This window comes from Methylobacterium sp. J-088 (assembly GCF_022829295.1).
Taxonomy (GTDB): Bacteria; Pseudomonadota; Alphaproteobacteria; order Rhizobiales; family Beijerinckiaceae; genus Methylobacterium.
On record NZ_JAKSYH010000200.1, the window covers coordinates 1 to 25,375 of the forward strand.

21 protein-coding genes are annotated in these 25,375 nt (G+C 67.6%); 12 read left to right on the forward strand and 9 right to left on the reverse strand.

Annotated features, from left to right (window positions below; translation table 11 throughout):
- Nucleotides 1-364 precede the first annotated feature (364 nt).
- The 3 genes from MKK63_RS22240 to dnaG all read right to left on the reverse strand — a co-directional run bounded on the left by MKK63_RS22240 (nt 365) and on the right by dnaG (nt 5,783).
- On the reverse strand, nt 365-1,624 hold the full coding sequence (locus MKK63_RS22240; RefSeq protein ID WP_244005674.1) for an adenylate/guanylate cyclase domain-containing protein: 1,260 nt from the start codon (nt 1,622-1,624) through the stop codon (nt 365-367).
- Between the two features lie 70 nt (nt 1,625-1,694).
- Nucleotides 1,695-3,683, reverse strand: coding sequence for an RNA polymerase sigma factor RpoD (gene rpoD / locus MKK63_RS22245; protein WP_244005676.1), 1,989 nt, complete (start codon nt 3,681-3,683; stop codon nt 1,695-1,697).
- 210 nt (nt 3,684-3,893) lie between these two features.
- Complete coding sequence (dnaG, locus tag MKK63_RS22250) at nt 3,894-5,783, reverse strand: DNA primase (protein WP_244005678.1); 1,890 nt, start codon at nt 5,781-5,783, stop codon at nt 3,894-3,896.
- Between the two features lie 214 nt (nt 5,784-5,997).
- On the opposite strand from dnaG, the gene MKK63_RS22255 reads away from it, so the two are divergent.
- Both MKK63_RS22255 and MKK63_RS22260 read left to right on the forward strand, forming a co-directional pair.
- The gene (locus MKK63_RS22255; RefSeq protein ID WP_244005680.1) at nt 5,998-6,276 is read left to right on the forward strand and encodes a BrnT family toxin; all 279 of its coding nucleotides are present in this window, start codon (nt 5,998-6,000) and stop codon (nt 6,274-6,276) included.
- Nucleotides 6,269-6,547, forward strand: a complete 279-nt coding sequence (locus tag MKK63_RS22260; RefSeq protein ID WP_244005682.1) for a BrnA antitoxin family protein — start codon at nt 6,269-6,271, stop codon at nt 6,545-6,547. Before MKK63_RS22255 ends, MKK63_RS22260 begins: the two co-directional genes overlap by 8 nt.
- Nucleotides 6,548-6,553: 6 nt before the next feature.
- On the opposite strand, the gene MKK63_RS22265 is transcribed toward MKK63_RS22260, so the two are convergent.
- Nucleotides 6,554-7,015 carry a GatB/YqeY domain-containing protein gene (locus MKK63_RS22265; RefSeq protein ID WP_244005683.1) on the reverse strand — a complete coding sequence of 154 codons (462 nt, stop codon included), beginning with the start codon at nt 7,013-7,015 and terminating at the stop codon, nt 6,554-6,556.
- Nucleotides 7,016-7,227: 212 nt separating this feature from the next.
- On the opposite strand from MKK63_RS22265, the gene carA reads away from it, so the two are divergent.
- Together carA and MKK63_RS22275 are read left to right on the forward strand one after the other, a co-directional pair.
- Nucleotides 7,228-8,454: a glutamine-hydrolyzing carbamoyl-phosphate synthase small subunit gene (gene carA / locus MKK63_RS22270; RefSeq protein ID WP_244005685.1), complete on the forward strand. Its 1,227-nt coding sequence runs from the start codon at nt 7,228-7,230 to the stop codon at nt 8,452-8,454.
- A 144-nt stretch (nt 8,455-8,598) separates the two neighbouring features.
- Nucleotides 8,599-8,976, forward strand: a complete 378-nt coding sequence (locus MKK63_RS22275; RefSeq protein WP_244005787.1) for a hypothetical protein — start codon at nt 8,599-8,601, stop codon at nt 8,974-8,976.
- Between the two features lie 30 nt (nt 8,977-9,006).
- Here MKK63_RS22275 and MKK63_RS22280 read toward each other — a convergent pair whose 3' ends face one another.
- Complete coding sequence (locus tag MKK63_RS22280; RefSeq protein WP_279574807.1) at nt 9,007-9,441, reverse strand: pseudoazurin; 435 nt, start codon at nt 9,439-9,441, stop codon at nt 9,007-9,009.
- A 307-nt stretch (nt 9,442-9,748) separates the two neighbouring features.
- Between MKK63_RS22280 and carB the strand changes: the two genes are divergently transcribed.
- The 6 genes from carB (at nt 9,749) to MKK63_RS22310 (ending at nt 17,684) form a co-directional block, all read left to right on the forward strand.
- Nucleotides 9,749-13,222: a carbamoyl-phosphate synthase large subunit gene (carB, locus tag MKK63_RS22285; protein WP_244005687.1), complete on the forward strand. Its 3,474-nt coding sequence runs from the start codon at nt 9,749-9,751 to the stop codon at nt 13,220-13,222.
- 90 nt (nt 13,223-13,312) lie between these two features.
- Nucleotides 13,313-13,789 (forward strand): transcription elongation factor GreA, encoded by a 477-nt coding sequence (gene greA, locus MKK63_RS22290; protein ID WP_243917246.1) that lies wholly within the window; start codon nt 13,313-13,315, stop codon nt 13,787-13,789.
- A 4-nt stretch (nt 13,790-13,793) separates the two neighbouring features.
- Nucleotides 13,794-14,294, forward strand: a complete 501-nt coding sequence (locus MKK63_RS22295) for a hypothetical protein (RefSeq protein WP_244005690.1) — start codon at nt 13,794-13,796, stop codon at nt 14,292-14,294.
- Nucleotides 14,295-14,474: 180 nt separating this feature from the next.
- Complete coding sequence (locus tag MKK63_RS22300; RefSeq protein ID WP_244005692.1) at nt 14,475-15,524, forward strand: mitochondrial fission ELM1 family protein; 1,050 nt, start codon at nt 14,475-14,477, stop codon at nt 15,522-15,524.
- Between the two features lie 12 nt (nt 15,525-15,536).
- Nucleotides 15,537-16,517: a thioredoxin-disulfide reductase gene (gene trxB / locus MKK63_RS22305; protein ID WP_244005694.1), complete on the forward strand. Its 981-nt coding sequence runs from the start codon at nt 15,537-15,539 to the stop codon at nt 16,515-16,517.
- Between the two features lie 276 nt (nt 16,518-16,793).
- Nucleotides 16,794-17,684 (forward strand): LysR family transcriptional regulator, encoded by an 891-nt coding sequence (locus MKK63_RS22310; protein ID WP_244005696.1) that lies wholly within the window; start codon nt 16,794-16,796, stop codon nt 17,682-17,684.
- Nucleotides 17,685-17,698: 14 nt separating this feature from the next.
- Here the strand turns inward: MKK63_RS22310 and msrP are convergent, their stop codons facing one another.
- The 4 genes from msrP to MKK63_RS22330 form a co-directional block, all read right to left on the reverse strand.
- The gene (msrP, locus tag MKK63_RS22315; RefSeq protein ID WP_244005698.1) at nt 17,699-18,652 is read right to left on the reverse strand and encodes a protein-methionine-sulfoxide reductase catalytic subunit MsrP; all 954 of its coding nucleotides are present in this window, start codon (nt 18,650-18,652) and stop codon (nt 17,699-17,701) included.
- Between the two features lie 131 nt (nt 18,653-18,783).
- On the reverse strand, nt 18,784-20,538 hold the full coding sequence (locus MKK63_RS22320; protein ID WP_409564543.1) for an AMP-binding protein: 1,755 nt from the start codon (nt 20,536-20,538) through the stop codon (nt 18,784-18,786).
- 99 nt (nt 20,539-20,637) lie between these two features.
- On the reverse strand, nt 20,638-21,369 hold the full coding sequence (locus MKK63_RS22325; RefSeq protein ID WP_244005700.1) for a hypothetical protein: 732 nt from the start codon (nt 21,367-21,369) through the stop codon (nt 20,638-20,640).
- 34 nt (nt 21,370-21,403) lie between these two features.
- Nucleotides 21,404-22,915: a leucyl aminopeptidase gene (locus MKK63_RS22330; RefSeq protein WP_244005703.1), complete on the reverse strand. Its 1,512-nt coding sequence runs from the start codon at nt 22,913-22,915 to the stop codon at nt 21,404-21,406.
- 199 nt (nt 22,916-23,114) lie between these two features.
- Between MKK63_RS22330 and lptF the strand changes: the two genes are divergently transcribed.
- Both lptF and lptG read left to right on the forward strand, forming a co-directional pair.
- The gene (gene lptF, locus MKK63_RS22335; protein ID WP_244005705.1) at nt 23,115-24,275 is read left to right on the forward strand and encodes an LPS export ABC transporter permease LptF; all 1,161 of its coding nucleotides are present in this window, start codon (nt 23,115-23,117) and stop codon (nt 24,273-24,275) included.
- Between the two features lie 7 nt (nt 24,276-24,282).
- Nucleotides 24,283-25,371, forward strand: a complete 1,089-nt coding sequence (gene lptG / locus MKK63_RS22340; protein WP_244005707.1) for an LPS export ABC transporter permease LptG — start codon at nt 24,283-24,285, stop codon at nt 25,369-25,371.
- The last annotated feature ends 4 nt before the right edge of the window (nt 25,372-25,375 follow it).

Consider the following 25,375-nt stretch of genomic DNA (forward strand, 5'->3'; position numbering starts at 1 on the left):
AGCGACCCTCTGGGCCAATCGATGCCCAAAACGCCTCCCAGCCTTGTGAGTCGTGTACCGTGCGCGTTGCTATCGAGCACGGCTCTAAGTCTTCGTATTGATGCGCTCTCTTGCGCCGAACCGGTGTCCACTTCGGCGGAGAGCGCTCTAGCGCGCTGCGGGGAGGGAGAGGTCGCGTGACGACATCGTCAACGAGACCTGAAAGCCTCCGGTGCAACTGTCCAACCCACACCCTCGTCCTGAGGAGGTGCGGGTGCAAAGCGGAGGCCTTTCGAAGGCTTCGCGATCCCTGCAGCCCTGCTTCGACGCCGGTGCCCAGCACGTCAGGATCAAAGGGTTGGTGGTATCGCCCTGCACAGCGCGCTCAGCTCGGCTTGCGCGGCCGCAGGAACTTCGGTCGGAACACCGCCATCGGCTCCCGGAAACCGTCGAGCACGTGCTCGCCCAGGGGGATCGGATCCCCCCAGAGAAAATCGACGAACGGCTTCGACATCAGCAGCGGCTCGCCCAGGATCCGGTTGAGCTGGGCCAGACGGCTCGCCAGATTCACGTCCCGGCCGATCACCGTGAAGTCGAGACGGGAGCCCGAGCCGACATTGCCGTAGGCGGCCTCGCCGTGGTGGAGCGCGATGCCCGCCGCGACCGGCACCGGGAACTGGTGCAGGGCGTTGGCCTCGTCGAGGGCCGCGAGCGCGTGCTGGGCCGCCGTTAGCGCCCCCTTGGCGGCGCCGCCCAAATCATCACCGGTCTCGCGAAAAATCGCCAGCAGGCCGTCGCCCAGGTACTTCAGCACCTCGCCGCCCTCGCGCTCGATCGGCGGCACGAGGCAGTCGAAGAACACGTTGAGCAGGCCCACCACCTCCTCGGGCGTCATGTCGGCGGAGGTGCGGGTGTAATCGCGCATGTCGGCGAACAGGATCGCCGAGCGGATCCGTGTGACCTGCCCGCGGCGGATGTCGCCCGCCAGGATCGCCCGGTGCGGCTCGTCGCCGACATAGAGCCGCAGCACGTGATCGAGCTGCTTGTTGAGGACGCGCATTTCCGCCACGGCGGCCAGCGCCGGCATGACGAAGCGCAAGATGGCGATGTCGTCCTCACCAAAGCCCTCCGGCGCGCGGGTCGCGAAGGTGATGCCGTTCTTGGTGCCGTTGGTGAAGAACAGCGGCGCGACGACATAATGCGTGTAGCCCCCGGCCTTCAGGTCCGGGATGATCGCGTAGGCGTCGTCCGGAGTCTCGGCGAGGTCGAGGATCAGCCACTCCCCGGTTTCGTGAACCGTGTGGAACGGGCTGTTGAGATAGGCGTCCGTGGATCGGGCACCGTGCGGAAACAACCGCACGGTGGTGCCGCTGTCCCTGGTCCAGATCCGCCCGACGCCGGCATATTCCGAGTGCAGGGTGTCGATGGCCGTGGAAGCCCTGTCTACCGGGACGCCGACGGCGATCAGCCGCTCGGCGAGGCCTTCGAGCATCTCCTCGGCCTTTTCCAACCGGGCGCCCTCGCCCAGCAGCCAGTCGCGGATGCCCACGGAGGGCTGCAACGCGCCGAAGGGCACGTCGTCGGCCTCGGAGCCATCCGCGAAGGCCGTTGGAACTCCGGGCGTTGGCGGGCGGCGTTCGAGCATGGCGCCAGTGTCATGCCGCGCGGCGGCGCGGTTGAAGTGCAGGCGCCGCGGACCGTGCCGCGGCGGGGGCTCAGTTGTCCAGGAAGCTCCGCAGCTTCCGGCTGCGTGAGGGGTGCTTCAGCTTGCGCAGCGCCTTCGCTTCGATCTGGCGAATGCGCTCGCGGGTCACCGAGAATTGCTGGCCGACCTCTTCGAGGGTGTGGTCGGTGTTCATGCCGATGCCGAAGCGCATACGCAGCACGCGTTCTTCACGCGGGGTCAACGACGCCAGGACGCGCGTCGTCGTCTCGCGAAGATTGCTTTGGATCGCCGCGTCGATCGGCAGGACGACGTTCTTGTCCTCGATGAAGTCGCCGAGGTGGCTGTCCTCCTCGTCGCCGATGGGCGTTTCGAGGGAGATCGGCTCCTTGGCGATCTTCAGGACCTTTCGAACCTTCTCCAGCGGCATGGCCAGCTTTTCGGCCAGCTCCTCCGGAGTCGGCTCGCGGCCGATCTCGTGCAGCATCTGGCGCGACGTGCGGACGATCTTGTTGATCGTCTCGATCATGTGCACCGGGATGCGGATCGTGCGCGCCTGATCGGCGATCGAGCGGGTGATCGCCTGCCGGATCCACCACGTGGCGTAGGTCGAGAACTTGTAGCCGCGGCGGTACTCGAACTTGTCCACCGCCTTCATCAGGCCGATGTTGCCCTCCTGGATCAGGTCCAGGAACTGCAGGCCGCGGTTCGTGTACTTCTTGGCGATCGAGATCACGAGGCGCAGGTTCGCCTCGATCATCTCCTTCTTGGCCTGCCGGGCCTCGCGCTCGCCCTTCTGGACCATGTTGACGATGCGGCGGTACTCGCCGATCTCCAGGCCGGTCTCGGAGGCGAGGTCGAGGATCTGCGCGCGCAGATCCGTTACCTGCTTCGAGCCCTTCTCGACCAAGTTCTTCCAGCCCTTGCCGCCGAGAGTGCCGACGCGCTCCATCCAGTTCGGATCGAGCTCGTAGCCCTGGTAGTGGCGCAGGAACTCGTCGCGAGCGACGCCGTGGCTCTCGGCGAAGCGCATCAGCCGGCCCTCGTGGCCGATCAGCTGCTTGTTGATCGAGTAGAGCTGGCCGACCAGCGCCTCGATGCGATTGTTGTTAAGCGACAGGGACTTCACGTCGGCGACGACGATGTCCTTCAGCTCGCCCTGCTTCTGGTTCTGAGCCGGTGTGTTCTGCCCACCCGTCGCCTTGCGCTCGGTGCCTTCCGCCTGGAACTTGCGCAGCTTCCGGTAGTTCGCCGCGATTGCATCGAAGGTCTCGAGGACCCGCGGCTTGATCTCGGCTTCCATGGCGGCGAGCGAGACGTTGTTCTCCAGATCGTCCTCGTCGTCGCCGCCTTCGGGGGGCGCGGGCGCCTCGGCGTCCTCGGCGTCCTCACCCTCGCCCTCGGCGATCTGCGGGGCGTTCTTGCCGTCCGGACCTGCGTAGGTCGCCTCCAGATCGATGATGTCGCGCAGGAGGACCTTGCCCTCCACCAGCTCGTCCCGCCAGATAATGATCGCCTGGAAAGTCAGGGGGCTCTCGCACAGGCCGGCGATCATCGCCTCGCGGCCGGCCTCGATGCGCTTGGCGATCGCGATCTCGCCCTCGCGGGACAGGAGCTCCACGGAGCCCATCTCGCGCAGGTACATCCGCACCGGATCGTCGGTGCGGTCAGTCGGCTCCTTGGTGGTCGTGGCTACCGTGACCGCGCGCGCCGGCGCGACCTCGGCGACCTCGCCGCCCTCGGCCTCCTCCTCCTCGCCCTCCGCCGCCTTCTCGCCGGTGGCGGCCTCGTCGGTCTCCTCGGCTTCGACGACGTTGATGCCCATCTCGGACAGCTGCGACAGCACGTCCTCAAGCTGGTCCGGATCGGACTGGCCCTCAGGCAGAACCTCGTTGACCTCTTCGTAGGTGACGTAGCCGCGCTTCTTGGCGAGCTTCACCATGCGCTTGACCGAAGCATCCGTCAGGTCGAGGAGCGGCCCGTCGGTCTGCTGCTCGGGGGCAGCGTCCGTCTCGTCCCGTTCCGTTGCCTTCGTTGCCATGATCAGCCTATTGTTTCGTGGGCGGAGCGCTGCGGAGGCCCTTGAGAGGCCGGTCCACGCCAGCGACGCCGCGGTACGGGATCGGCGCCGGATTGCTCCGTCGCCTTGAGTCGTCGGTATCCGTATGCAAGCCTGAGGCTTGACCGATTGTTAACTATGACGGGCTGCCCCCTGTCGCTACCGCCAGCCCATACCGCCATGACACGGCCGTCAGGCAGCCGTCGAGTCGCTCGACTCCGGCTTGTCGGCCTCAGCCTCGGCAGCGATGACGGTCTCCAGCCTCGCCTTCACCTCGCAGAGCCATGCCCATCCGGCATCGGTCGGATCGTTCTCAAACGCCTGCCGTGCTTCGCGAAGTTCGCTATGTAGCGCTCCTGCCTGCCGGTGCAAGATCATCGCCTGTCGGAGCGCGTCTGCGCGGTGCGCCGGATCGGCATGGGGCGCAAGGGTCAAGCGGTCTCGCGAGCGTCCCAGCGTCAGAATCCGCTCGGAGGCCGCCGTAAGTCCGGCGCGACTGATGCGATTTTGCAACATTGCGGGATCCGTGTGCGGATCTTCGGCTGCGCTGGCAAGGAGCACCGACAGGAGCGCCCGCGCGTCCGGATCCTCGAAATCCAGTTCGGCGATCTCTTCGGCGAACTCACCGAGCATCTCGGGATGCGCCAGCAGCGTTCCGACGATCACCGCCTCGCGGACCGGCGCCGCACCGATGAAGCCCGCCGAGGCCGTCATGGATGCGCTCGGGCTGCCGGTGATCCGTGGCGAGACCGTCTCGCCGGGGCGGACGAAGCGGGTTCGCCCGCGGGGCGCCGGTCCCGAGGCCCGAGCGCTGCGCGGAGACAGAGAGCGGAGCCGTTCCTCGATATCGTCGCGATAGTAGCGCCGCACGGTCTCGTCGCGGATCGTCGCGACGGTCGTGCGCAGGGTCTGGGTCAGGCCGGCACGCCGCTCCGGGGTGTCGATCGGACCGGCCTCGACCGCGCGACGCCAGAGAAGTTCGGAGAGTGGCAGCGCCGCGTTCAGCACCTGATCGATCGCGCCCGCTCCGCCCGAGCGCAGCAGATCGTCGGGATCCTGACCGCCGGGGAGCAACGCAATCCGCAGCGAGCGGCCCGGTTCGAGAAGCGGCAGCGCGATGTCGAGCGCGCGGAAGGCGGCCCGCTGGCCGGCCTTGTCGCCGTCGAAGCACAGGATCGGCTCGTCGGCGTGGCGCCAGAGAAGGCCGAGCTGCTCCTCGGTCAGCGCCGTGCCGAGCGGCGCCACCGTCTCGGGATGGCCGGCCGACGTCATGGCGATGACGTCGACATAGCCCTCGACCGCGATGATCGAGCCGCGATCATGCGCGGCCTTGCGGGCGCCGTGCAGGTTGTAGAGCGTCCGGCCCTTGTGGAAGAGCGGTGTTTCGGGGGAGTTCAAGTACTTGGCGCGCACCTCCTTGGAGAGCGCCCGCCCGCCGAAGGCCACGACCCGACCGCGCGTGTCGGTGATCGGGAACATCACCCGGTCGCGAAAATAATCGTACGGGACCGACACGCCCTCCCCGGTCGCCAGAAGGCCCATCTCGAGCATCAGATCCTTCTCGACCCCCTGCCCGGCGAGATGATCGCGCAGGGCGTAACGGTCGTTCGGCGCATAGCCGAGCCGGAACTTCTGCTGAGTCTCGCGGCCGAGGGCCCGGCGTTCGAGGTAGGCGCGGGCCTCGCTGCCCTGCCCGGATTGAAGCCGGTCCTCGAACCAGCGGGCAGCCATCTCCATCACCTCGATGGCGCCGGCCCGCTTCTGCTCGCTGGCCCGGTTGTCCTCAGTGGGCGCAGGCAGGCTGACGCCCGCCTCTCCGGCCAGCCGCTCGACCGCCTCGGGGAAGCTGAGACCCTCCGTCTCCATCAGGAAGGTGAAGATGTCGCCGTGCTTGGACGAGGAGAAGCAATGGTAGAACTGCTTCTGGTCGTTCACGTAGAAGGACGGGGTCTTCTCGGCGTTGAACGGCGACAGGCCGCGCCATTCCCGGCCGGCCTTCTTGAGCTGCACCCGCCGCCCGACCACGGCGGAGGCCGGCAGCCGGGCACGGATTTCTTCCAGAATGTGGGGCGGATAGCGCACGGGGCCTGGGATGGTTTGCGGGGCCGCCGATCATAGCGTGCCGGACGTGCCGGAGTCTCAACGCCGCCGTCGTGAAAAGGCATCGCCGGGGGATTGCGTGGAGAACTGCGCGTACCGGTCTCCGCTAGGCGATGGCAACCCAGGGCCGGCGCTCCGGCAGGCCTGCCGGTGTATATACATCTGTATCGACGTTGATTCGACTTTGGGCTAGGATATGCCATGGGACGGGTTCGCCTGGGACGAGAGCAAGCGAGCCACCAATCTCGAGAAGCACGGTATCGATTTCCGCGACGCGATCGGCATCTTCGATGGGCCGCACCTGACAAGCAAGACGATCCGGAACGATGAGGTTCGGATGGTCAGCCTCGGTCGGATCGCCGAAAGCGTCATCGCCGTCGTCTGGACCGACCGGGCGGGTGTCGTGCGGATCATCTCCGCGAGAGCAGCGAGGCGAAATGAGAGACAGATCTTCGCGGCGCGCTTCGGTGCTTGAGCGCCAGCCCGGTGTGACCGATCTGGCGCGTATCTCCGCGCTGAGCGACGCCGAGATCGCGGCGGCGGTCGCAGACGATCCGGATGCCGCGCCGCTCGATATCGATTGGGCGCGCGCCGAGGTGGTGGTCCCGGCGCGCAAGGTCGCCGTCTCCATTCGGCTGGACGCCGACATCCTCGACTATTTCAGGGATGGCGGCGGTGGCTATCAGAGCCGGATCAATGCGGTGCTGCGGAGCTATGTCAGGGCCTGCACCGCCGGAGAGACTTGAGCGCCGTCACCCCTTCGCGGCGAGGGCCGCCTTCACCAGCCCGCTCGCCTTGCCGAAATCCATCCGGCCGGCATAGGCGCCCTTCAGGGCGGCGATCACCTTGCCCATATCCTTCGGCCCGGCGGCGCCGGTCTCGGCGATTGCGGCCTCGATCGCCGCCGTCGTCTCGGCCTCGTCCATTTGCTTCGGCAGGAAGCTCTCGATGACCGCGATCTCGCCGCGTTCGTTGGCGGCGAGTTCCGGCCGGCCGTTCTGCTCGAAGACCTCGGCCGATTCGGTGCGCTGCTTGATCATTTTCTGAAGCAGCGACAGGATCTCGTCGTCGGAGATCGGATCCTTGCCGTTGCCGCGAGCCTCGATGTCCCGGTCCTTCAGGGCCGCCTGTATCATCCGGACGGTCGCCAGCCGCTCCTTGTCGCCGGCCTTCATGGCCTCCTTCATTTCGGTGGTGAAGCGGGCGCGCAACATTCGGGTAAACCTTCCAACGGTCGAAACGGCGGGCTGGCCTGCGATTTGCGGATCTGCCCCGTGATAAGCAGACGTTGAGACCTTCGGGGCGCGGAGCCACATTGACCTCATCGCGGGCCGCTCGCTAAGAGCGCCGCACACGATCATGCCGCAAGCCGAGAGCGCCGCAACCCGGCGCTCGCCTTCGGCCGGACATAAGCGAGACTCACCCCATGCTGCAAGACGCCGCCGCGCACGCCCCAGACGCCACGGCGCCCGAGCCCTGGGCCGAGCCGGTGGCCACGGCGCTGCTGGTCCTGGCAGACGGGACCATCCTCGAGGGCTTCGGCATCGGGCAGACCGGTATGGCCGACGGCGAGGTCTGCTTCAACACGGCGATGACCGGCTATCAGGAGATCCTGACCGACCCGTCCTATGCCGGGCAGATCGTCACCTTCACCTTCCCGCATATCGGCAATGTCGGCACCAACGACGAGGATTTGGAGAGCCTGGATGCGGCCCCGGCCTCCGGCGTGCGCGGCACGGTGATCGCCTCGGCGGTGACGAAGCCGTCGAGCTGGCGCTCTTCTTCGCACCTGGACGGCTGGCTCAAGGCCCGCGGCATCGTGGGTATCACCGGCGTCGACACCCGGGCGCTCACCGCCCGGATCCGCGACCAGGGCATGCCGAACGCCGTGATCGCCAACGACCCGGAGGGCCGGTTCGACCGGGAGGCCCTGAAGGCCCGGGCCGCCGCGCTCGCGCCGATGGAAGGGCTCGACCTCGTGCCGCCGGTGACGAGCCGGGCGCCGTCCGAGTGGTCCGAGACCGTCTGGGCGCTCGGCAACGGCTACGGCAAGCGCGTCGCCGGCGAAGGCCTGAAGGTCGTGGCGATCGATTACGGTGTGAAGCGCAACATCCTGCGGTTGCTGGCCCAGGCGGGCTGCGACGTCACCGTGGTGCCGGCCACCACCCCGGCGGACGAGATCCTGGCGATGAAGCCGGATGGCGTGTTCCTGTCGAACGGACCCGGTGACCCCGCGGCGACCGGCGCCTACGCGGTTCCGGTGATCCGCAAGCTGCTCGACGAGAAGGTGCCGACCTTCGGCATATGCCTCGGCCATCAGCTGATGGGCCTCGCCCTCGGCGGCCGGACCGTGAAGATGGGCCAGGGCCATCACGGCGCGAACCATCCGGTGAAGGACAAGACCACCGGCAAGGTCGAGATCGTCTCGATGAATCACGGCTTCGCGGTGGATCCGACGAGCCTGCCGCAGACCGCGGTGGAGACCCACGTCTCGCTGTTCGACGGTTCGAATTGCGGCCTGACGCTCACCGACCGTCCGGCCTTCTCGGTCCAGCACCACCCGGAGGCCTCGCCCGGCCCGCGCGACAGCCACTACCTGTTCGAGCGATTCGTGACGCTGATGCGCTCGGGCGAGCCAGAGGCAAAGGTCTGATCGGCAGCCCGGCGGTATCCCATTCGGGCCCCGCCGGGGCCATAAAATCCGCCGAATTGACCGGCTTTAAGACGACCCATGACGGCCCTCGAACGGCGGCGCATCCGCGCCGACCGGCAGCGGCCCGTCAGAGGGGAATGCCGGATGACCATCGACGAGGCGCGCGACGATTTCACCCGCCTGCACCGCACCTTCACGTTGCATCTCGGCGTCGCCGTGGGCCTGTCCTGGCTGACTGCCCTCACCGCTGCCTTCTACGCCCCGTGGGTGCGCAACATCCGCGCGCTGATCGATCCGAACGGCGGCCTCGACCGCGTCGAGAGCACGATGTCGTACCTCTTTGTCCTGCCGGCCGTCCTCGCCCTGGCCTGGGTGTCGCTCTTTTTCGGCCGCGCGGCCCTCCGCCGTGCGCAGACGCTCTCCAACGTCGCCGTCGAGTTCGCGGCCGCCGCGTTAGTGGCCTTCGGGGTGTTCTACCTCTCGATCGACCGGGCCGTGGCCGCCCTCTACGCCGGCTTCTGAGACAGGGCGGCATCTGCCGCTCCGAACGGGTTACTGCACCTTCTCGAACAGCGGCCCGAACCGTTTGGCGGCGAGCTTGCCGTGCGGGACCGCCTTGGCGGCCTCCAGGTTCTGCGGCTTGTCGCCGATCTGGAACAGGCCGACCATGCCCATGATGTCGTGCGGCGCGCATTTGAAGCCGTACAGGCCGGGCTGGTCGAAGGTCACGGCCTCCTCCTTCCCCACCACGGTTTTGAAGCCCGGCACACCCTCGGGGGCCATGCCCTTGATGCGTTCGGCGTTGTAGCCCTTGTCGGCTGCCACGAAGCGAATTGTGTCGCCGGGCTGAATCTTCACGTCAGCGGGATCGAAGACCATCATCCCGCTTGGGCCGCTGTTCGAGGTCTTCGCGACGGTCTCCGCGGCGCCCGCTCCCAAGATCGAGCTGATCAGCACGGCCACGGCTCCCATGGATGCCCTGATCATTGTCAGTCTCGAATTGTTATGCTGTCGATCGACGGAAATGACGATCGTTGATGCCTTACGGACCGCATCCAGGGTCTGCAAGCAATTGCGTCATCCGCCGACAAAGTTGGAAATCTTCAAAAACAACTCGCCTGCGGCAGCCTGATGCGTCGTGTGTGCACGTGGCGCGCGAATCCGACCCGGCCTTCCAAAGCGTGGACACCCCGTGTTAACGCGGGGCTCAACGACATTCCCGCCACGTGCGTCCGGGAGCAGGGCTGATGTCAGCCTTGCCCGATCGGGCGCGCTTGGCCTGAGAAGGCCCCTGATGCCCAAACGCACCGACATCTCCTCGATCCTGATCATTGGTGCGGGTCCGATCATCATCGGACAGGCCTGCGAGTTCGACTATTCCGGAACTCAGGCCTGCAAGGCGCTCCGCGAGGAGGGCTACCGCATCGTCCTGGTCAATTCGAACCCCGCCACGATCATGACCGATCCGGACATGGCGGACGCGACCTATGTCGAGCCGATCACGCCCGAGATCGTCGCCAAGATCATCGAGAAGGAGCGCCCCGACGCGATCCTGCCGACCATGGGCGGCCAGACGGCGCTGAACTGCGCCTTGTCGCTCCAGAAGATGGGTGTGCTGGCCAAGTACGGCGTGCAGATGATCGGCGCCACCGCCGAGGCGATCGACAAGGCCGAGGATCGGAGCCTGTTCCGCGACGCCATGACCAAGATCGGGCTCGACACCCCGAAATCGGCTTTGGCCAACGCCTCTGCCGCCAAGAAGGCCGACCGCGAGAAGTATCTGGCCGAGGTTGCGCGGATCGAATCTGCCAATACGGATCCGGAGGCGCGCCAAGCCGCGTTGAAGGCCTTCGAGAAGAGCTGGATGGCGGGTGAGTCGGACCGGCGCAAGCGCTACGGTGAGCATGCTATCGGGCAGGCGCTGATCGCGCTGGCCGAGGTCGGCCTGCCGGCAATCATCCGACCGTCGTTCACCATGGGTGGCACCGGCGGCGGCATCGCGTATAACCGCGAGGAGTTCCTCGACATCGTCGAGCGCGGCATCGACGCCTCGCCGACCAACGAGGTGCTGATCGAGGAGAGCGTGCTCGGGTGGAAGGAATACGAGATGGAGGTCGTTCGCGATAAGAACGACAACTGCATCATCGTCTGCTCCATCGAGAATATCGATCCGATGGGCGTGCATACCGGCGACTCGATCACCGTCGCCCCGGCTCTGACGCTCACCGACAAGGAGTACCAGGTGATGCGCGACGCATCGCTGGCGGTGCTCCGGGAGATCGGCGTCGAGACCGGCGGTTCGAACGTCCAATTCGCGATCAACCCCGAGAACGGGCGCATGATCGTGATCGAGATGAACCCGCGCGTCTCGCGTTCCTCGGCGCTGGCCTCGAAGGCAACCGGCTTCCCGATCGCCAAGGTCGCCGCCAAGCTCGCCGTCGGCTACACGCTGGACGAGATCGCCAACGACATCACCGGCGGCGCGACCCCGGCCTCCTTCGAGCCGACGATCGACTACGTGGTCACCAAGATCCCGCGCTTCGCCTTCGAGAAATTCCCCGGCGCCGAGCCGACGCTCACCACCGCCATGAAGTCGGTGGGCGAGGCGATGGCGATCGGCCGGTGCTTCGCGGAGTCCCTGCAGAAGGCGCTGCGCTCGCTCGAGACCGGCCTGACCGGCCTCGACGACATCGAGATCGAGGGCCTGGGCAAGGGCGACGATCACAACGCCATCAAGGCCGCCATCGGCACCCCGACTCCGGACCGGCTGCTCAAGGTCGCGCAGGCCCTGCGGCTCGGCGTCAGCCACGAGCAGGTCTACGCCTCCTGCAAGATCGATCCGTGGTTCTTGGAGCAGCTCCAGGCGATCATCGATCTGGAGAACCGGGTGAAGGCCCACGGCCTGCCGAAGACGCCCGGCGCCTTCCGGCAGCTCAAGGCCGCCGGTTTCTCGGATGCCCGCCTCGCCGTGCTGGCCAAGACCGAGGAGGCCGCGGTCACCGCGGCCCGTCGTGCGCTCGCCGTGCGCCCGGTGTTCAAGCGGATCGACACCTGCGCGGCCGAGTTCAAGTCGCCCACCGCCTACATGTACTCGACCTACGTGGCGCCCTTCGCCGGCACGGTCGCCGATGAGGCGTTCCCGAGCGACGCCAAGAAGGTCATCATCCTGGGCGGCGGCCCGAACCGGATCGGCCAGGGCATCGAGTTCGATTATTGCTGCTGCCACGCCTGCTTCGCGCTGGCGGATGCGGGCTACGAGACCATCATGGTCAACTGCAATCCGGAGACGGTCTCGACCGACTACGACACCTCGGACCGGCTCTATTTCGAGCCGCTGACCGCCGAGGACGTGCTGGAGATCATCGAGACGGAGCGTCAGGCCGGCACCCTGCACGGGGTGATCGTGCAGTTCGGCGGCCAGACCCCGCTGAAGCTCGCCCGGGCTCTGGAAACCGCCGGCGTGCCGATCCTGGGCACCTCGCCCGACGCGATCGACCTCGCCGAAGACCGCGACCAGTTCAAACGCCTCCTCGACAAGCTCGGCATGAAGCAGCCGAAGAACGGCATCGCCTACTCGGTGGAGCAGAGCCGGCTGATCGCAGCCGATCTTGGCCTGCCCTTCGTGGTGCGCCCGAGCTACGTGCTCGGCGGGCGCGCCATGGCGATCATTCGCGACGAGGCGCAGTTCGCCGACTACCTGCTCGACACGCTGCCCAGCCTGATCCCCTCCGAGGTCAAGGCCCGCTACCCGAACGACAAGACCGGCCAGATCAATACGGTCCTGGGCAAGAACCCGCTGTTGTTCGACCGCTACCTCTCGGACGCGGTGGAGATCGATGTCGACGCGGTCTGCGACGGCACGGACGTGTTCATCGCCGGCATCATGGAGCACATCGAGGAGGCCGGCATCCATTCCGGCGACTCGGCCTGCTCGCTTCCGCCGCGATCGCTCTCGCCCGAGATCATGGAGGAGCTGGAGCGGCAGACGAAGGCGATGGCGCTGGCCCTCAACGTCGTCGGCCTGATGAACGTGCAGTACGCCATCAAGGACGGCCTCATCTACGTGCTCGAGGTGAACCCCCGCGCCTCGCGCACGGTGCCGTTCGTCGCCAAGGTCATCGGTGAGCCGATCGCCAAGATCGCGTCGCGGATCATGGCGGGCGAGCCTCTGGCGAGCTTCGGGCTCAAGCCGAAGACCTTGACGCACATCGCCGTGAAGGAGGCCGTGTTCCCCTTCGCGCGCTTCCCGGGCGTCGACGTGCTGCTCGGCCCGGAGATGCGCTCCACCGGCGAGGTGATCGGGCTCGATGCAAGCTTCGGCGTCGCCTTTGCCAAGAGCCAGCTCGGCTCCGGGACCCAGGTACCGAAGGCCGGCTCCGTGTTCGTCTCCGTGCGGGATGCCGACAAGGCCCGCATCCTGCCGACCATGCAGCTTTTGTCAGATCTCGGTTTTACGATCGTGGCGACCGGCGGCACGCAGCGCTACCTCGTGGAGAACGGCGTCCCGACCGAGCGGATCAACAAGGTGCTCGAAGGCCGGCCGCACGTGGTCGATGCCATCAAGAACGGCGGGATCCACCTCGTCTTCAACACAACAGAGGGCGCCGGCGCCCTGTCGGACTCACGCTCGCTCCGGCGTGCGGCCCTCTTGCATAAGGTGCCGTATTACACCACTCTAGCTGGCGCGATGGCTGCGGCCGAGGGGATCAAGGCCTACTTAGAAGGCGATCTCAAGGTCCGTGCCTTGCAGGAATACTTCGCGGCCTGAGCCTCAGGGTTCCGCCGACTTAATCTCGTGGCCCGGAGGGAGTGCTACACTCTCGGCCGGGCCTCTTCATTGTGGCGCGAGATGATGGCGATAGATAAAGTTCCGATCACGGTGGGCGGGCTTGCAGCCCTCGAAGAGGAGCTGAAGCACCGTCAGCAGGTGGAGCGCCAGCGCATCATCCAGGCGATCGCGGAAGCGCGCGCCCTAGGCGATCTGTCGGAGAACGCAGAATACCATGCCGCCAAGGAGGCGCAGTCCCACAACGAGGGCCGCGTCATGGAACTGGAGAGCATGATCGCGCGCGCCGAGGTGATCGACGTCTCGAAGCTCTCGGGCGATAAGATCAAGTTCGGCGCCACCGTGAAACTCGTCGACGAGGACACGGAGGAGGAGAAGACCTACCAGATCGTGGGCGAGCCGGAGGCCGACGTGCGTTCTGGCCGAGTCTCGATCACCTCGCCGATCGCCCGCGCGCTGATCGGCAAGGGGGTGGGCGACACCGTTGAGGTGACCACGCCCGGCGGCGGCAAGTCCTACGAGGTCGTTGCCGTCCGGTTCGGCGGCTGAGCGCATGCCTGCGCGTTCCCGGGGCTGGCTTGCCGGCCTGATCCTCTCCGCCGTCGCGGGCTCCGCGGCGGCAGACGACTTTCCGGCGACCGCCCAGTTCTCCGATATCCGCGTCGACGTCCGGCCTTTGATCGACAAGGGGGCGGGCCTGCAGGCGGAGGCGCTGGCGGCCGACCTGACCGAGGCCCTGCGCAAGAATTTTGCGGGCCGGGTCGGCGGGCGCGGACCCCGCCTCGTCGTGGTGCTGAGCGGCCTGTCGCTGCGGCCTTTTGCCGGCAGTGGCGGGCGGCCGGGCTTGGGCGGTAATTTCCAGACCGATTATCTTGAGGGCGAGGCACTGCTCGTCGGGCCGAAGGGACAAATCCTCGGCCGTCACCCGCAAATGACCGCAACGCCGTCGAGCTACGGCGGCGCGTGGTACGATCCAAACTTCGACGGGCGCCGGCTGGCGGCGATCGCCGACATCTACGCCCAGTGGCTCGCACGGGATCTGCCGAAGGAGTGAGGGTGCTCCGCCGACGATTTCGCGTTGAAGACGACGCGCTGATCCGTCGGTGCGGCATGTGTTGAAGGCGCGGGGTCCTATTCCCTTTATTCGTCCGGGATCGCAGAGGCAGTCGCTCTAGGCGGTGTCCTGACGGTCGGGCTCGGCACCGGGGCAGAGCGGGTTTTTCGAGCAAGGCGCATGGCAAGCACTGACGTCACGGAGGCGAAACCCGCTTCGCGCAACCGCCCGGACGCGCGGTCCGAACCGTTGCCCGAACTGGCCCGCGCCCGCGCCTGGATCGTTACGGACGGTAAGGCCGGCGACGAGAACCAGTGCGTCGGGATCGCCGAGACATTGGGCGTTGCCTTCGAGATCCGGAAGGTTCCGGCTTCCGGGCCGTTCGGCTGGATGGCGCCCTGGGGCCCTATCGATCCGCGGGAGGGTCCCCGGCGCAGGGCCGGTGCCCTTGCGGGGCCCTATCCCGACATCCTGATCGCCTCCGGGCGCCGGTCGGTGCCCTACCTGCGCGCGGTGCGGCGCGCCACAGGCGGGCGCACCTTCACGGCTTTTCTCAAGGATCCGCGCACCGGCGAGGACAGCGCCGACTTCATCTGGGTCCCGGATTACGACGACCTGCGCGGTCCGAACGTCTTCACCACGCTGACGGCACCGCATCTCGTGACGGCAGCGCGCCTCGCCGCCGCCCGCGCCCGGCCCGACCCACGCCTCGCCCAGCTCGACCGGCCACGGGTGGCCGTCCTGGTCGGCGGTGACAGCCGCCACCTGAGCTACCGCAAGACCGATATGGTCCGCCTCGTCGGCGACCTGCGCTCGCTGGGCGACAAGGGGTGCCGGTTGATGGTGACGATCTCCCGCCGGACCCCCGATCCGCTGCGCAATGCCGTGAAGGCGCTGACTGCGGAGACCGGCGGCTTCCTCTGGGACGGGACCGGCGAAAATCCCTACGTCGCCATGCTGGCCCTGGCCGAGGCGATCGTGGTCACTTCCGATTCGGCCAATATGGTGAGCGAGGCCGTGGCCACCGGCGCGCCGGTTCTGCTGTTCGACCTGCCGCGTACCTATATCCGGCATCGGCGGATGTTCGCCGGGCTGGCGATCGCCGGAGCCCTGCGGCCGTTCACCGGTCAGTTGGCGGATCTGTCGTACAAGCCCATCGACGCGACGCCGGTGATCGCGCAGGCGCTTGCGACCGCCTATGCTGCGCACCGCACGGCCGACCACGCCTGAGGAGACCGAGAGATGGCCCATACCCACGCCAAGCTGGTGATCATCGGCTCGGGGCCGGCCGGCTACACGGCGGCGATCTACGCGGCGCGCGCCATGGTCGAGCCGCTGCTGATCTCGGGCTTTCAGCCGGGTGGCCAGCTCATGATCACCACGGATGTCGAGAACTATCCGGGCTTTGCCGAGGCGATCCAGGGACCGTGGCTGATGGAGCAGATGCGGCTTCAGGCCGAGCATGTCGGCACCCGGATCGTCTCCGAGTACATCACGAAGGTCGATCTGAAGCAGCGGCCGTTCCGGTTGGAGGCCGATTCGGGCGAGACCTATTCGTGCGACGCGCTGATCATCGCCACCGGCGCCCAGGCCAAATGGCTCGGGATCCCCTCCGAGGCGACCTTCCAGGGCGGCGGCGTCTCGGCCTGCGCCACCTGTGACGGCTTCTTCTTCCGCGGCAAGGAGGTCGTGGTGGTCGGCGGCGGCAACACCGCGGTCGAGGAGGCGCTCTATCTCGCCAACATCGCCAGCAAGGTCACGGTGGTCCACCGCCGCGATGCATTCCGGGCCGAGCGGATCCTGCAGGAGCGCCTGTTCAAGCACCCGAACGTGGAGGTGCTCTGGCACCGGGAGATCGCCGAGATCTGCGGCGCGCTGAAGCCTGCGCCGGGCGTCACCCATGTCCGTCTGAAGGACCCGCGCTCCGGCGAAATCAGCGAGGTTAAGGCGGACGGGGTGTTCGTGGCGATCGGCCATCAGCCGGCGACCGCGATCTTCGAGGGGCAGCTGCCGATGCGCCACGGCTGTTACCTGACCGTCAAGCCCGGCACCACGGAGACCGACATTCCCGGCGTCTACGCGGCGGGCGATGTGACGGATGACGTCTACCGGCAGGCGATTACCGCCGCCGGCATGGGCTGCATGGCCGCGCTGGAGGCGGAAAAATTCCTGGCAAATCTCGAGATCGGCGAGAATCCTGTCCAGGCTGCGGCGGCCGAGTAGGCCAACATTCCCCAGTAACGCCACGTGCGGCTGTGATTGTGGTGCGGAAGCGCGGTCTTGCACGAGATTCCTGATCCATGCGCTTGCGCTCGACCATGCGCCGTGCGCATAGGAGTATCGACTGCGCCGGGATGCATCTCACGCATACCCGCGCGACGCCGCGCGTGTTTCTCAACCGTCGGCGCCGCGCAGCTCGCCCGGTGATCCGCCCGCTACGCCACGTGTCCGCCGCGTTCGGGCATCGAGAGCGGGCTTGCGCTGGTAGGGATTCTCGCCTTGGACTGGGACAAGATCCGGATCTTCCTGAACGTCGCCGAGGCGGGCAGCTTCACCAAGGCGGGTGACGATATCGGGCTCAGCCAGTCAGCAGTCAGCCGTCAGATCAGTGCCCTGGAGCGCGAGCTGAAGGCACCGCTGTTCCATCGCCACGCACGTGGCCTCCTCCTCACCGAGCAGGGCGACCTGCTGTTCCGGGCTGCCCGGGACATGAAGCTGCGGCTGGAGAATACCCGAGCCCGTCTCGTCGAGACCGCCGAGCGGCCGACCGGTGATCTCAAGGTGACCACGACGGTGGGCCTCGGCACCTCCTGGTTGTCCCAGCGGGTCGGCGAATTTCTCGATCTCTATCCGGACGTGCGGATCGAATTGATCCTTACCAACGAGGAGTTAGATCTCGCCATGCGGGAGGCCGACGTGGCGATTCGCATGCGCCGCCCGGCCCAGCCCGACCTGATCCAGCGGCGCTTATTCACCGTCCACTACCACGCCTTCGCGAGCCAGGATTACGTCAAGCGCTTCGGCGAGCCCAAATCGGTCGACGACCTCGACGACCATCGCCTCGTCTCGTTCGGCGGCAACGAGCCGTCCTACCTGCTCGCCGCGCATTGGCTGGCCGATGCCGGCCGGGAAGGTCGCGACCGGCGCCAGGTTCACCTGACGGTGAACAATATCGGCGCGCTACAGCGTGCGATGGAGGCCGGCGCCGGTATCGGGATTCTGCCCGACTACGCGGTGGATGGCGACCAGCAACTCGTGCAGGTCCTGCGCGAAACCGAGATGCCGAGCCTGGAGAGCTACCTCGTCTATGCCGAGGAGATGCGATCGGTTGCCCGGGTCCAGGCATTCCGCGACTTCCTCGTGTCGAAGGCGCAGCGCTGGACCTACTGATCGGCGCGGACGGTTCAGACGAATAGCCGCTCGCCCTCCAGACCCTTGTAGAGCGCAGCGACCTGCTCGCCGTAGCCGTTGTAGATCAGCGTCGGCACGCGCTGGTCGGTGCCGAGCACCCGCTCGGTCGCCTGGCTCCAGCGCGGATGCGGCACGGCCGGGTTCACGTTGGCCCAGAAGCCGTACTCGGAGGCCTGCAGACCCTCCCAGAAGGTTTTCGGCCGGTCGGCCGTGAACGACACTTTCACGATCGACTTCGCCGATTTGAAGCCGTACTTCCACGGCACCGCGATGCGGATCGGCGCGCCGAACTGGTTGGGCAGCGGCTTGCCGTAGACGCCCGTCACCACGAAGGCGAGGTCGTTTCCGGCCTCGGCCAGTGTCAGGCCTTCGGTGTAAGGCCAGGGGTAGTAGAAGGCGCGCTGGCCCGGGGCCATCGCCTTGTCCATGAAGGTCTCGAAGCGGATATACTTCGCCCCCGAGGTCGGCTTGGCCAGCGCCACCAGCTTCGCGAGCGGGAAGCCGGTCCACGGCACCGCCATCGACCACGCCTCGACGCAGCGGTGGCGGTACAGCCGCTCCTCCAGGCCGACCTTTCGGATGAGATCGTCCACGCCGATCTCGAACGGCTTCTCGACCAGCCCGTCGATCTTCAGAATCCAGGGCTGGGTCTTGAGCGCATTCGCGGCCGGCAGCACCGTCTTAGACGTGCCGAACTCGTAGAAATTGTTGTAGTCGCCGCTGAACCGTTCGGACGTCACCGGCCGGTCGAGGGTGTAGGCGGGGTTCTGCGGCGCCGGATAGAGAGACGGATCGCCCGCGGCCGCCAGGGCGGTCCGGCCGCCGAGGAGTGAGCCGGCGGCGAGTCCGGCCGCACCGCCGATCAGCGCGCGCCGATTGAGGAACAGGGATTCCGGGGTGACGAGATGCTCCGGGATCTCCCAGCCGCGTTTGCGCTTGATCAACATCGCCGCCTCTTCGCGTTTCCTGGGCCTACAACTCACAGATCGGCTCAGGCCGACAGAGCTGCAAGCGCCGCAGCCTCACCTTTCGGCGCGTGCGGCTGGGCGGTTACGCGTCCAGGCGTCGCGGGCCGTGATCAGGCCCCCGGCGTCTCGTCCCGCAGCACCCGCCGCAGCACCTTGCCGACGTTGGTCTTGGGCAGGGCCTCGTGGAGCACGATCTGGCGCGGGACCTTGTAGCCTGTGAGCTGCGTGCGCGCATGGGCCCGGATCGCGTCGGGTGCGAGGGACGGATCCTTCAGCACCACGTGGGCGACCACCATCTCACCGGTCTCCGCATTCGGCTTGCCGACCACCGCGCATTCGAGCACGCCGGGATGGGCCGCGAGCACCTCCTCCACCTCGTTCGGATAGACGTTGAAGCCGGAGACGAGGATCATATCCTTCATCCGGTCGACGATCTTGAACTGGCCGTCCGGCAGCATGATCGCCACGTCGCCGGTGCGGAAGAAACCGTCGGCCGTCATGGCGCGGGCCGTCTCGTCCGACCGGTTCCAGTAGCCGCACATCACCTGGGGGCCGCGCACGCAGATCTCCCCCGGCTGCCCGGGCGGGACCGGCGCGCCGGCCGCGTCGCGGATCGAAACTTCGGTGGAGGGCAGCGGGAAGCCGATCGTGCCGGAGAATTCGCGCATCCCCCGCGGGTTGACGCAGACGACCGGAGACGTTTCCGACAGGCCGTAGCCCTCGATGATCGTGTTGCCGGTGAGCGCCTTCCAACGCTCGGCCACGGCACGCTGGACCGCCGTTCCGCCGCCGACCACGAAATCGAGGTGGGAGAAATCCACCGTGCCGATTTTCGGGTGGTTGATCAGCACGTTGAACAGCGTGTTGACGCCCATCAAACAGGTGAAGCGATAGCGGCTGAGCGTCTTGACCATCCCGTCGCAGTCGCGCGGGTTGGGGATCAGCAGGCACGATCCGCCGCTGCGCATGAACTGGAAGAAGCACGCGGTCAGCGCGAAGATGTGGTAGAGCGGCAGCGCCGTGACGGCGCAGCGCTCGATGCTCGGATCCTTCGAGGCGAACCAGAGCTGCGACTGCTCGACATTCGCCATGATGTTGCGGTGGCTCAGCATCGCCGCCTTGGCGATGCCCGTGGTGCCACCCGTATATTGCAGGAATGCGAGGTCCTCCGGGCCGACCTTGGCCGTGGCCCGGGGCAGCGCGCGGCCCTGGCGGAGCAGTGCGGCGAAGGGCAGTGCGAGCCCCTCCGGCAGCCGGAACGGCGGCACCGCCTTGCGCACGTGCCGGCTGGCAAGGTTGATCACGCGGCCCTTCAGGCCGAGCCCGTCCCCGGGTCCGACCAGGACGACGCGGTTCAGCGTCAGATCCGGCAGGGCGGACGCGACCGTGGCGCCGAAATTCTCCAGGACGATCAGGATCCGCGCGCCGGAATCGTTGAGCTGCTGCGTGAGTTCCCGGGGCGTGTAGAGCGGATTGGTGTTCACGACCGTCCCGCCCGCCAGCAGGACGCCGAAGATCGCCACCGCGTAGGCCGGCACGTTCGGCAGCATGATGGCGACGCGGTCGCCCTTGGCCAACCCTTCCGCCTGAAGCCAGGCCGCGAGGTCGCGCGCCTGCTGGCTCAGCGTGGCGTAGGTCATGGCCGAGCCGAAGCACAGCATCGCCGGGCGGTCCGCGAAGGTCGCCGCGCTGGTCTCGAACAAATCGACCAGGGTGCCGAGTTGCGCCAGATCGATCTCGACCGGTACGTTCGGGGGATACGACGCCAGCCAGGGCCGCGCCGCTTCGTCGCCGGCCGGTGAATGCGGCATCCGTCCAGACGGCAGCGCCTGCGCGCCGTGATCGATCACGTTCGCCTCATGCATCGTGAAGCCTCCCCCGGGCCCGGCTCTCGACGGCCGAGTCCCTCAACGCGGAACGGGCTGACTCTGCGGGAACGGCGCCCGCCTCGCAAGGCGGTGCGCTCAGGAGGCCGGACGAAGCCGGCGCAGTGTCGTCAGCGCAGCGTGCGGCAGGGCGGCGGCGACCAGCAGAAGGGCGGCCAAGCCGGCTTCGTCGATGCGCAGCGCCCGGTGCGGCCAGGGGCCGAGCCCGAGCGTGCCGGACAGACCAATGACGGCCGCGCCGAACCAGAGCGCCAGGAATGAGAGTGCTCCCGCGCCGAACCGCCTGAGCCGCGGCCGTAGCGGGCAGTTCGCCACAATGGCGAACAGGCCGAGAATGCCGCCGAACAAGGCCGCCGCCACGCCGGCTCCGAGCGCGTAGGCCAGCCACAGCGGCTGGTGGGTCAGGAACGCCATCCCGCCGGTGGCGAAGCCGGCGCGCAGGATCACGCCGCCGAAGGTCGGATAGAGCCCGGCCAGCAACAGGATAACAGCGCCCAAGAGGCCGAACGCGATGCGCCGCGGGATGGCGGCCGGCCCCGCCCCTCCGGCCACGCGGGCGAGATGGGCGAGCCCGTAGACGAGGGCGAAGATGAAGAGCGGGTAGCGCCCGGCGAAATAGCCGAACACCCAGGGTTCGGCCGCCTCCGGCAGCGCCGAGCGCTGGCTGAGACCGGTCGCTACGACCAGGGCCAGGGCGAGCAGCATGGCCAGGATCGGCCCGGTCGCCGCCAGCAACCGCGCGCCGGTCCATCGCTCCGCAGCCGGAGCCGCGCCGGCCAGCTCAATCGCTGTCGGCGGCGCAGGCCTCATACGTTGCTCCACGCCGCCGATATGCGCCTCAAGCCTACTTCGCCTCGTAATGGTCCCGCACCAGCCGGTCGAGCAGGCGTACGCCCCAGCCGGCGCCCCAGCTGCGGTTGATCTCGCTGGCATTGGACGACATCGCTACGCCCGCGATGTCGAGATGCGCCCACGGCACCTCCTCGACGTAGCGCTTGATGAACGAGGCCGCCGTCGCCGCGCCGCCGTGGCGACCGCCGGTGTTCTTCATGTCGGCGAACTTGGAGTCGATCGCCTTGTCGTAGGCGGGGATCAGCGGCATCCGCCAGACCTTCTCGCCCGTGGCCTCGCCGGCCGCGTGGATATGGCCCGCCAGCGCGTCGTCGTTCGAGAACATCCCGGCGATGTCCTGGCCCAGAGCCACGATGATCGCCCCGGTCAGCGTCGCGAGGTCCACCATCGCCTTGGGCTTGTAGCTGCGGACCACGTGGGTGATCACGTCGGCGAGCACGAGCCGGCCCTCGGCATCGGTGTTGATCACCTCGATGGTCTGGCCGGACATGGAGGTGATGATGTCGGAGGGCCGATAGGCGCCGCCATCAGGCATGTTCTCGACGATGCCGATGGCGCCGATCACGTTGGCGCGCGCCTTCCGCGACGCGAGGGCGTGGAGCGCCCCGACCACCGCGGCCGCGCCGCCCATGTCGCCCTTCATGTCCTCCATGCCGCCGCCCGGCTTGATCGAGATGCCGCCGGAATCGAAGATCACGCCCTTGCCGATCAGCGCCACGGGCGCCTCGCCGGCGGGGCCGCCGTTCCAGCGCATGATCACGATCCGCGGCTCGCGGACGGAGCCCTGCGCCACAGCGAGCAGCGCGCCCATGCCGAGTTCGCGCATCCGGGCGGGCTCCAGCACCTCGATCTCGACGCCGAGTGTGCCGAGTTCCGAGGCGCGTTTGGCGAACTCCTCGGGGAAGAGCACGTTCGGCGGCTCGTTCACGAGGTTGCGTGCCAGGATCACGCTGTCGGCGAGCGTCCGGGCGCCCTCCCCCTCGCCGGAGGCCGCTTCATGGTCGGAGAGCAGCAGGGTCAGCGACGTCCCGGCCTTGTCCTCGGCATCGGGCTTCTTCTTGGTCTTGTAGCGGTCGAAGGTGTAGCTGCGCAGGCGCGCACCCAGGGTGAACTCGCCGGCCTCGCGGGCCGATACCGTCGCACCCGGCCAGTCGAGCACCACGCGGGCGGTGCGGCCCGAGACCTTGCCGGCCGTGAAGCCGCCGAGCGCCGGCCAGTCGGTCTTGGCGCGGTCCTTGTCGGAGCCGAGGCCCACGACCACGAGGCGATCCGCCGCGATGCCCGCGGGCGCCGGCAGGCTCATCGCGCTGAGCGAGCGGCCCTTGAATTTTTCCGAGGCGGCCGCGCGGGTGACGAGATCCGCGCCGGACGCACCGATGATCTCCCGGGCCGCTGATCCGAGGGCCAAGTCGTCGCCGACGAAGACCACGAGATCGCCGGATCCACCCGGGCCCGGCCCGCTCGTCTCCAGGGGACCGAAACCGATCTCGATACCGTCCGCCATACCCGCCGCCATCCCTGCCGCCCTATGGCCCGCTTGTGTGGAGCCGCAAACCGAGGCCGCGCGGTGCCCGCGCAGGCCATCCGCCCTGTGTAGCCGCTGAGACGGAGAACGCAACGCGGCGCGAAAGCCCTCGAATCGCCCCTTTTGTCGGGTCATCCCGCCTCGAGGGTGCGAAGGAACAAGCGGAACTGCCGGGCCGATGAGGCAGATCGAGCGCTACATCTTCCGGATCGCCCTGGGGGCCACCTTGGCCTGCCTGATCGGGCTGACCGGCACCATCTGGCTGACGCAGGCCCTGCGCGAGCTCGATCTCGTGACCGCGAAGGGGCAGACGCTGCTCGTCTTCCTGTTCGTCACGGGATTGTCACTGCCGACGCTGATCGTCGTGATCGCCCCGGTGGCCCTGTTCATCGGCACGATCTACGCCCTCAACAAGCTCAACGGCGATTCCGAGCTGATCGTGATGTCGGCGGCCGGCATGCCGCCCCGGGCGCTCCTGCGCCCGTTCCGCAGGCTCGCGGTGATCGTCAGCTTCGTGATCGGATTCCTGGTCGTCGTCGTGATGCCGGCAAGCTTTCAGGAGCTGCGCGACGTCATCACCCGGGTGCGCGGCGACTTCATCGCCAATGTCGTCAAGGAGGGTCAGTTCACCCAGCTCGACAACGGCATCACTTTCCACTTCCGCGAGCGCGGACCCGGCGGCACCCTTAAGGGCCTGTTCATCCAGGACCGCCGCGAGGCCGGCAAGACCAAGGTCTACCTCGCCGACCGGGGCAACGCCGTCGATATCGATGGGCAGAGCTACCTGATCCTGGAGAATGGCAGCGTCCATCAGCAACAGACGGACTCGCGCGATTCCTCGATCCTGACCTTCGAGCGCTACACGATCGACCTCGCGGCATTCGCGCCCCCGGATGCCGACACGATCTACAAGCCGCGGGAGCGCTCGACCACGCAGCTCCTGTTCCCCGATGCGAGCGAGGGCTACTACAAGCTGCAGAAGGGCCGCTTCCGGGCGGAACTGCACGACCGGCTCTCCGCCTGCCTGTACCCGCTGGCCTTCGCCTTCATCGCGTTCGCGGCGCTCGGCGACCCCCGCACCACCCGCCAGGGGCGCGGGCTCGCCATCGCGGGGGCGATCCTCGCAGTGGTGGGGCTGCGCATCGCGGGCTTCGCGGCGGTCAGTGCGGCGGCGCGCAGCCAGGCAGCGGTGGCGGCGGTCTATGGCGTGCCGCTGCTCTCGATCGGTCTGTCCTGCCTCGTCATCTTCTTCGGGCCCCGGGTGCGGGCGTTCAACGCTGCGGTGGCGCGGGGGCTGCGGGGTCTCCTGCCCGGCCGCCGCCTCGCGCCGGCGACCTGACCCGGCCATGTTCATCGGCCCAACCCTGGGGCGCTACTTCGCCGCCCGCTTCGCGCGCACGGTGCTCGGCGTCTTCGTCACCGTCTTCGCGCTGGTCTACACCCTCGATTTCGTGGAGCTGTTGCGCCGCGCCGGCGAGACCCAGGGCGCCTCCACCGGGCTGATGGCGCAGCTCTCCCTCTACCGGACCCCCGCGGTGGCCGAGGGCGTGCTGCCCTTCGCGGTCCTGTTCGGCTCGATGGCGGCCCTGCTCCAGCTCTCGCGCAAGCTGGAGCTGGTGGTGGCCCGGGCGGCCGGCATCTCGGCGTGGCAGTTCCTGCAGCCCGGGATCTTCGTGGCGCTGGCCCTCGGTGCGGCGGCGGTCGGGATCTACAACCCAGTCTCGGCGATGCTGAAGCAGCGCTCCACCGAGATCGAGGCGAAGATCTTCGCCAAGGCCACGAAGGCGAGTTCCGGCAAGGATCTCTGGATCCGCCAGAAGGGCGTCGACGGCGAGGCGATCCTGCGCGCCGAGACCGCGATCGAGGGCACCACGATCCTGTCGGGCGTTTCGGTCTTCGCGTTCGACGCGTCGGGCAAGTTCGTGGACCAGCTGGTGGCCGCCCACGCCACGCTCCACGACGGCTACTGGGAGCTGACCGATGTGCGCGTTCTCACGCCGGACGCGCCGCCTGAGTCGTTCGACACCTACCTGATCGCCTCGAATCTCGACCCCGGGCAGGTCCGGCAGCGCTTCACACCCCCGGAATCTGTGCCTTTCTGGCAACTTCCCACAACGATCGCACGGACCGAGCGGGCCGGTTTGGACGCCACCCGATACCGCCTCCAGTACGATGTCCTGTGGGCAAGACCCATCCTCTTCGTTGCGATGGTGATCGTCGCTGCAACCGTTTCCTTACGGTTCTTCCGCTTTGGTGGTGTTGGCAAACTCGTCCTCGGAGGCGTCGCGGCCGGCTTCGCCCTCTACGTGATCCGACAGGTCATGGAGGGGCTCGGAGCGTCCGGTCTCGTCGCCGCACCGGTGGCGGCCTGGTTCCCCGCCGTGGTAGGCAGTCTTCTCGGTACGCTCACGCTTCTGTACCAGGAAGACGGCTGACGCT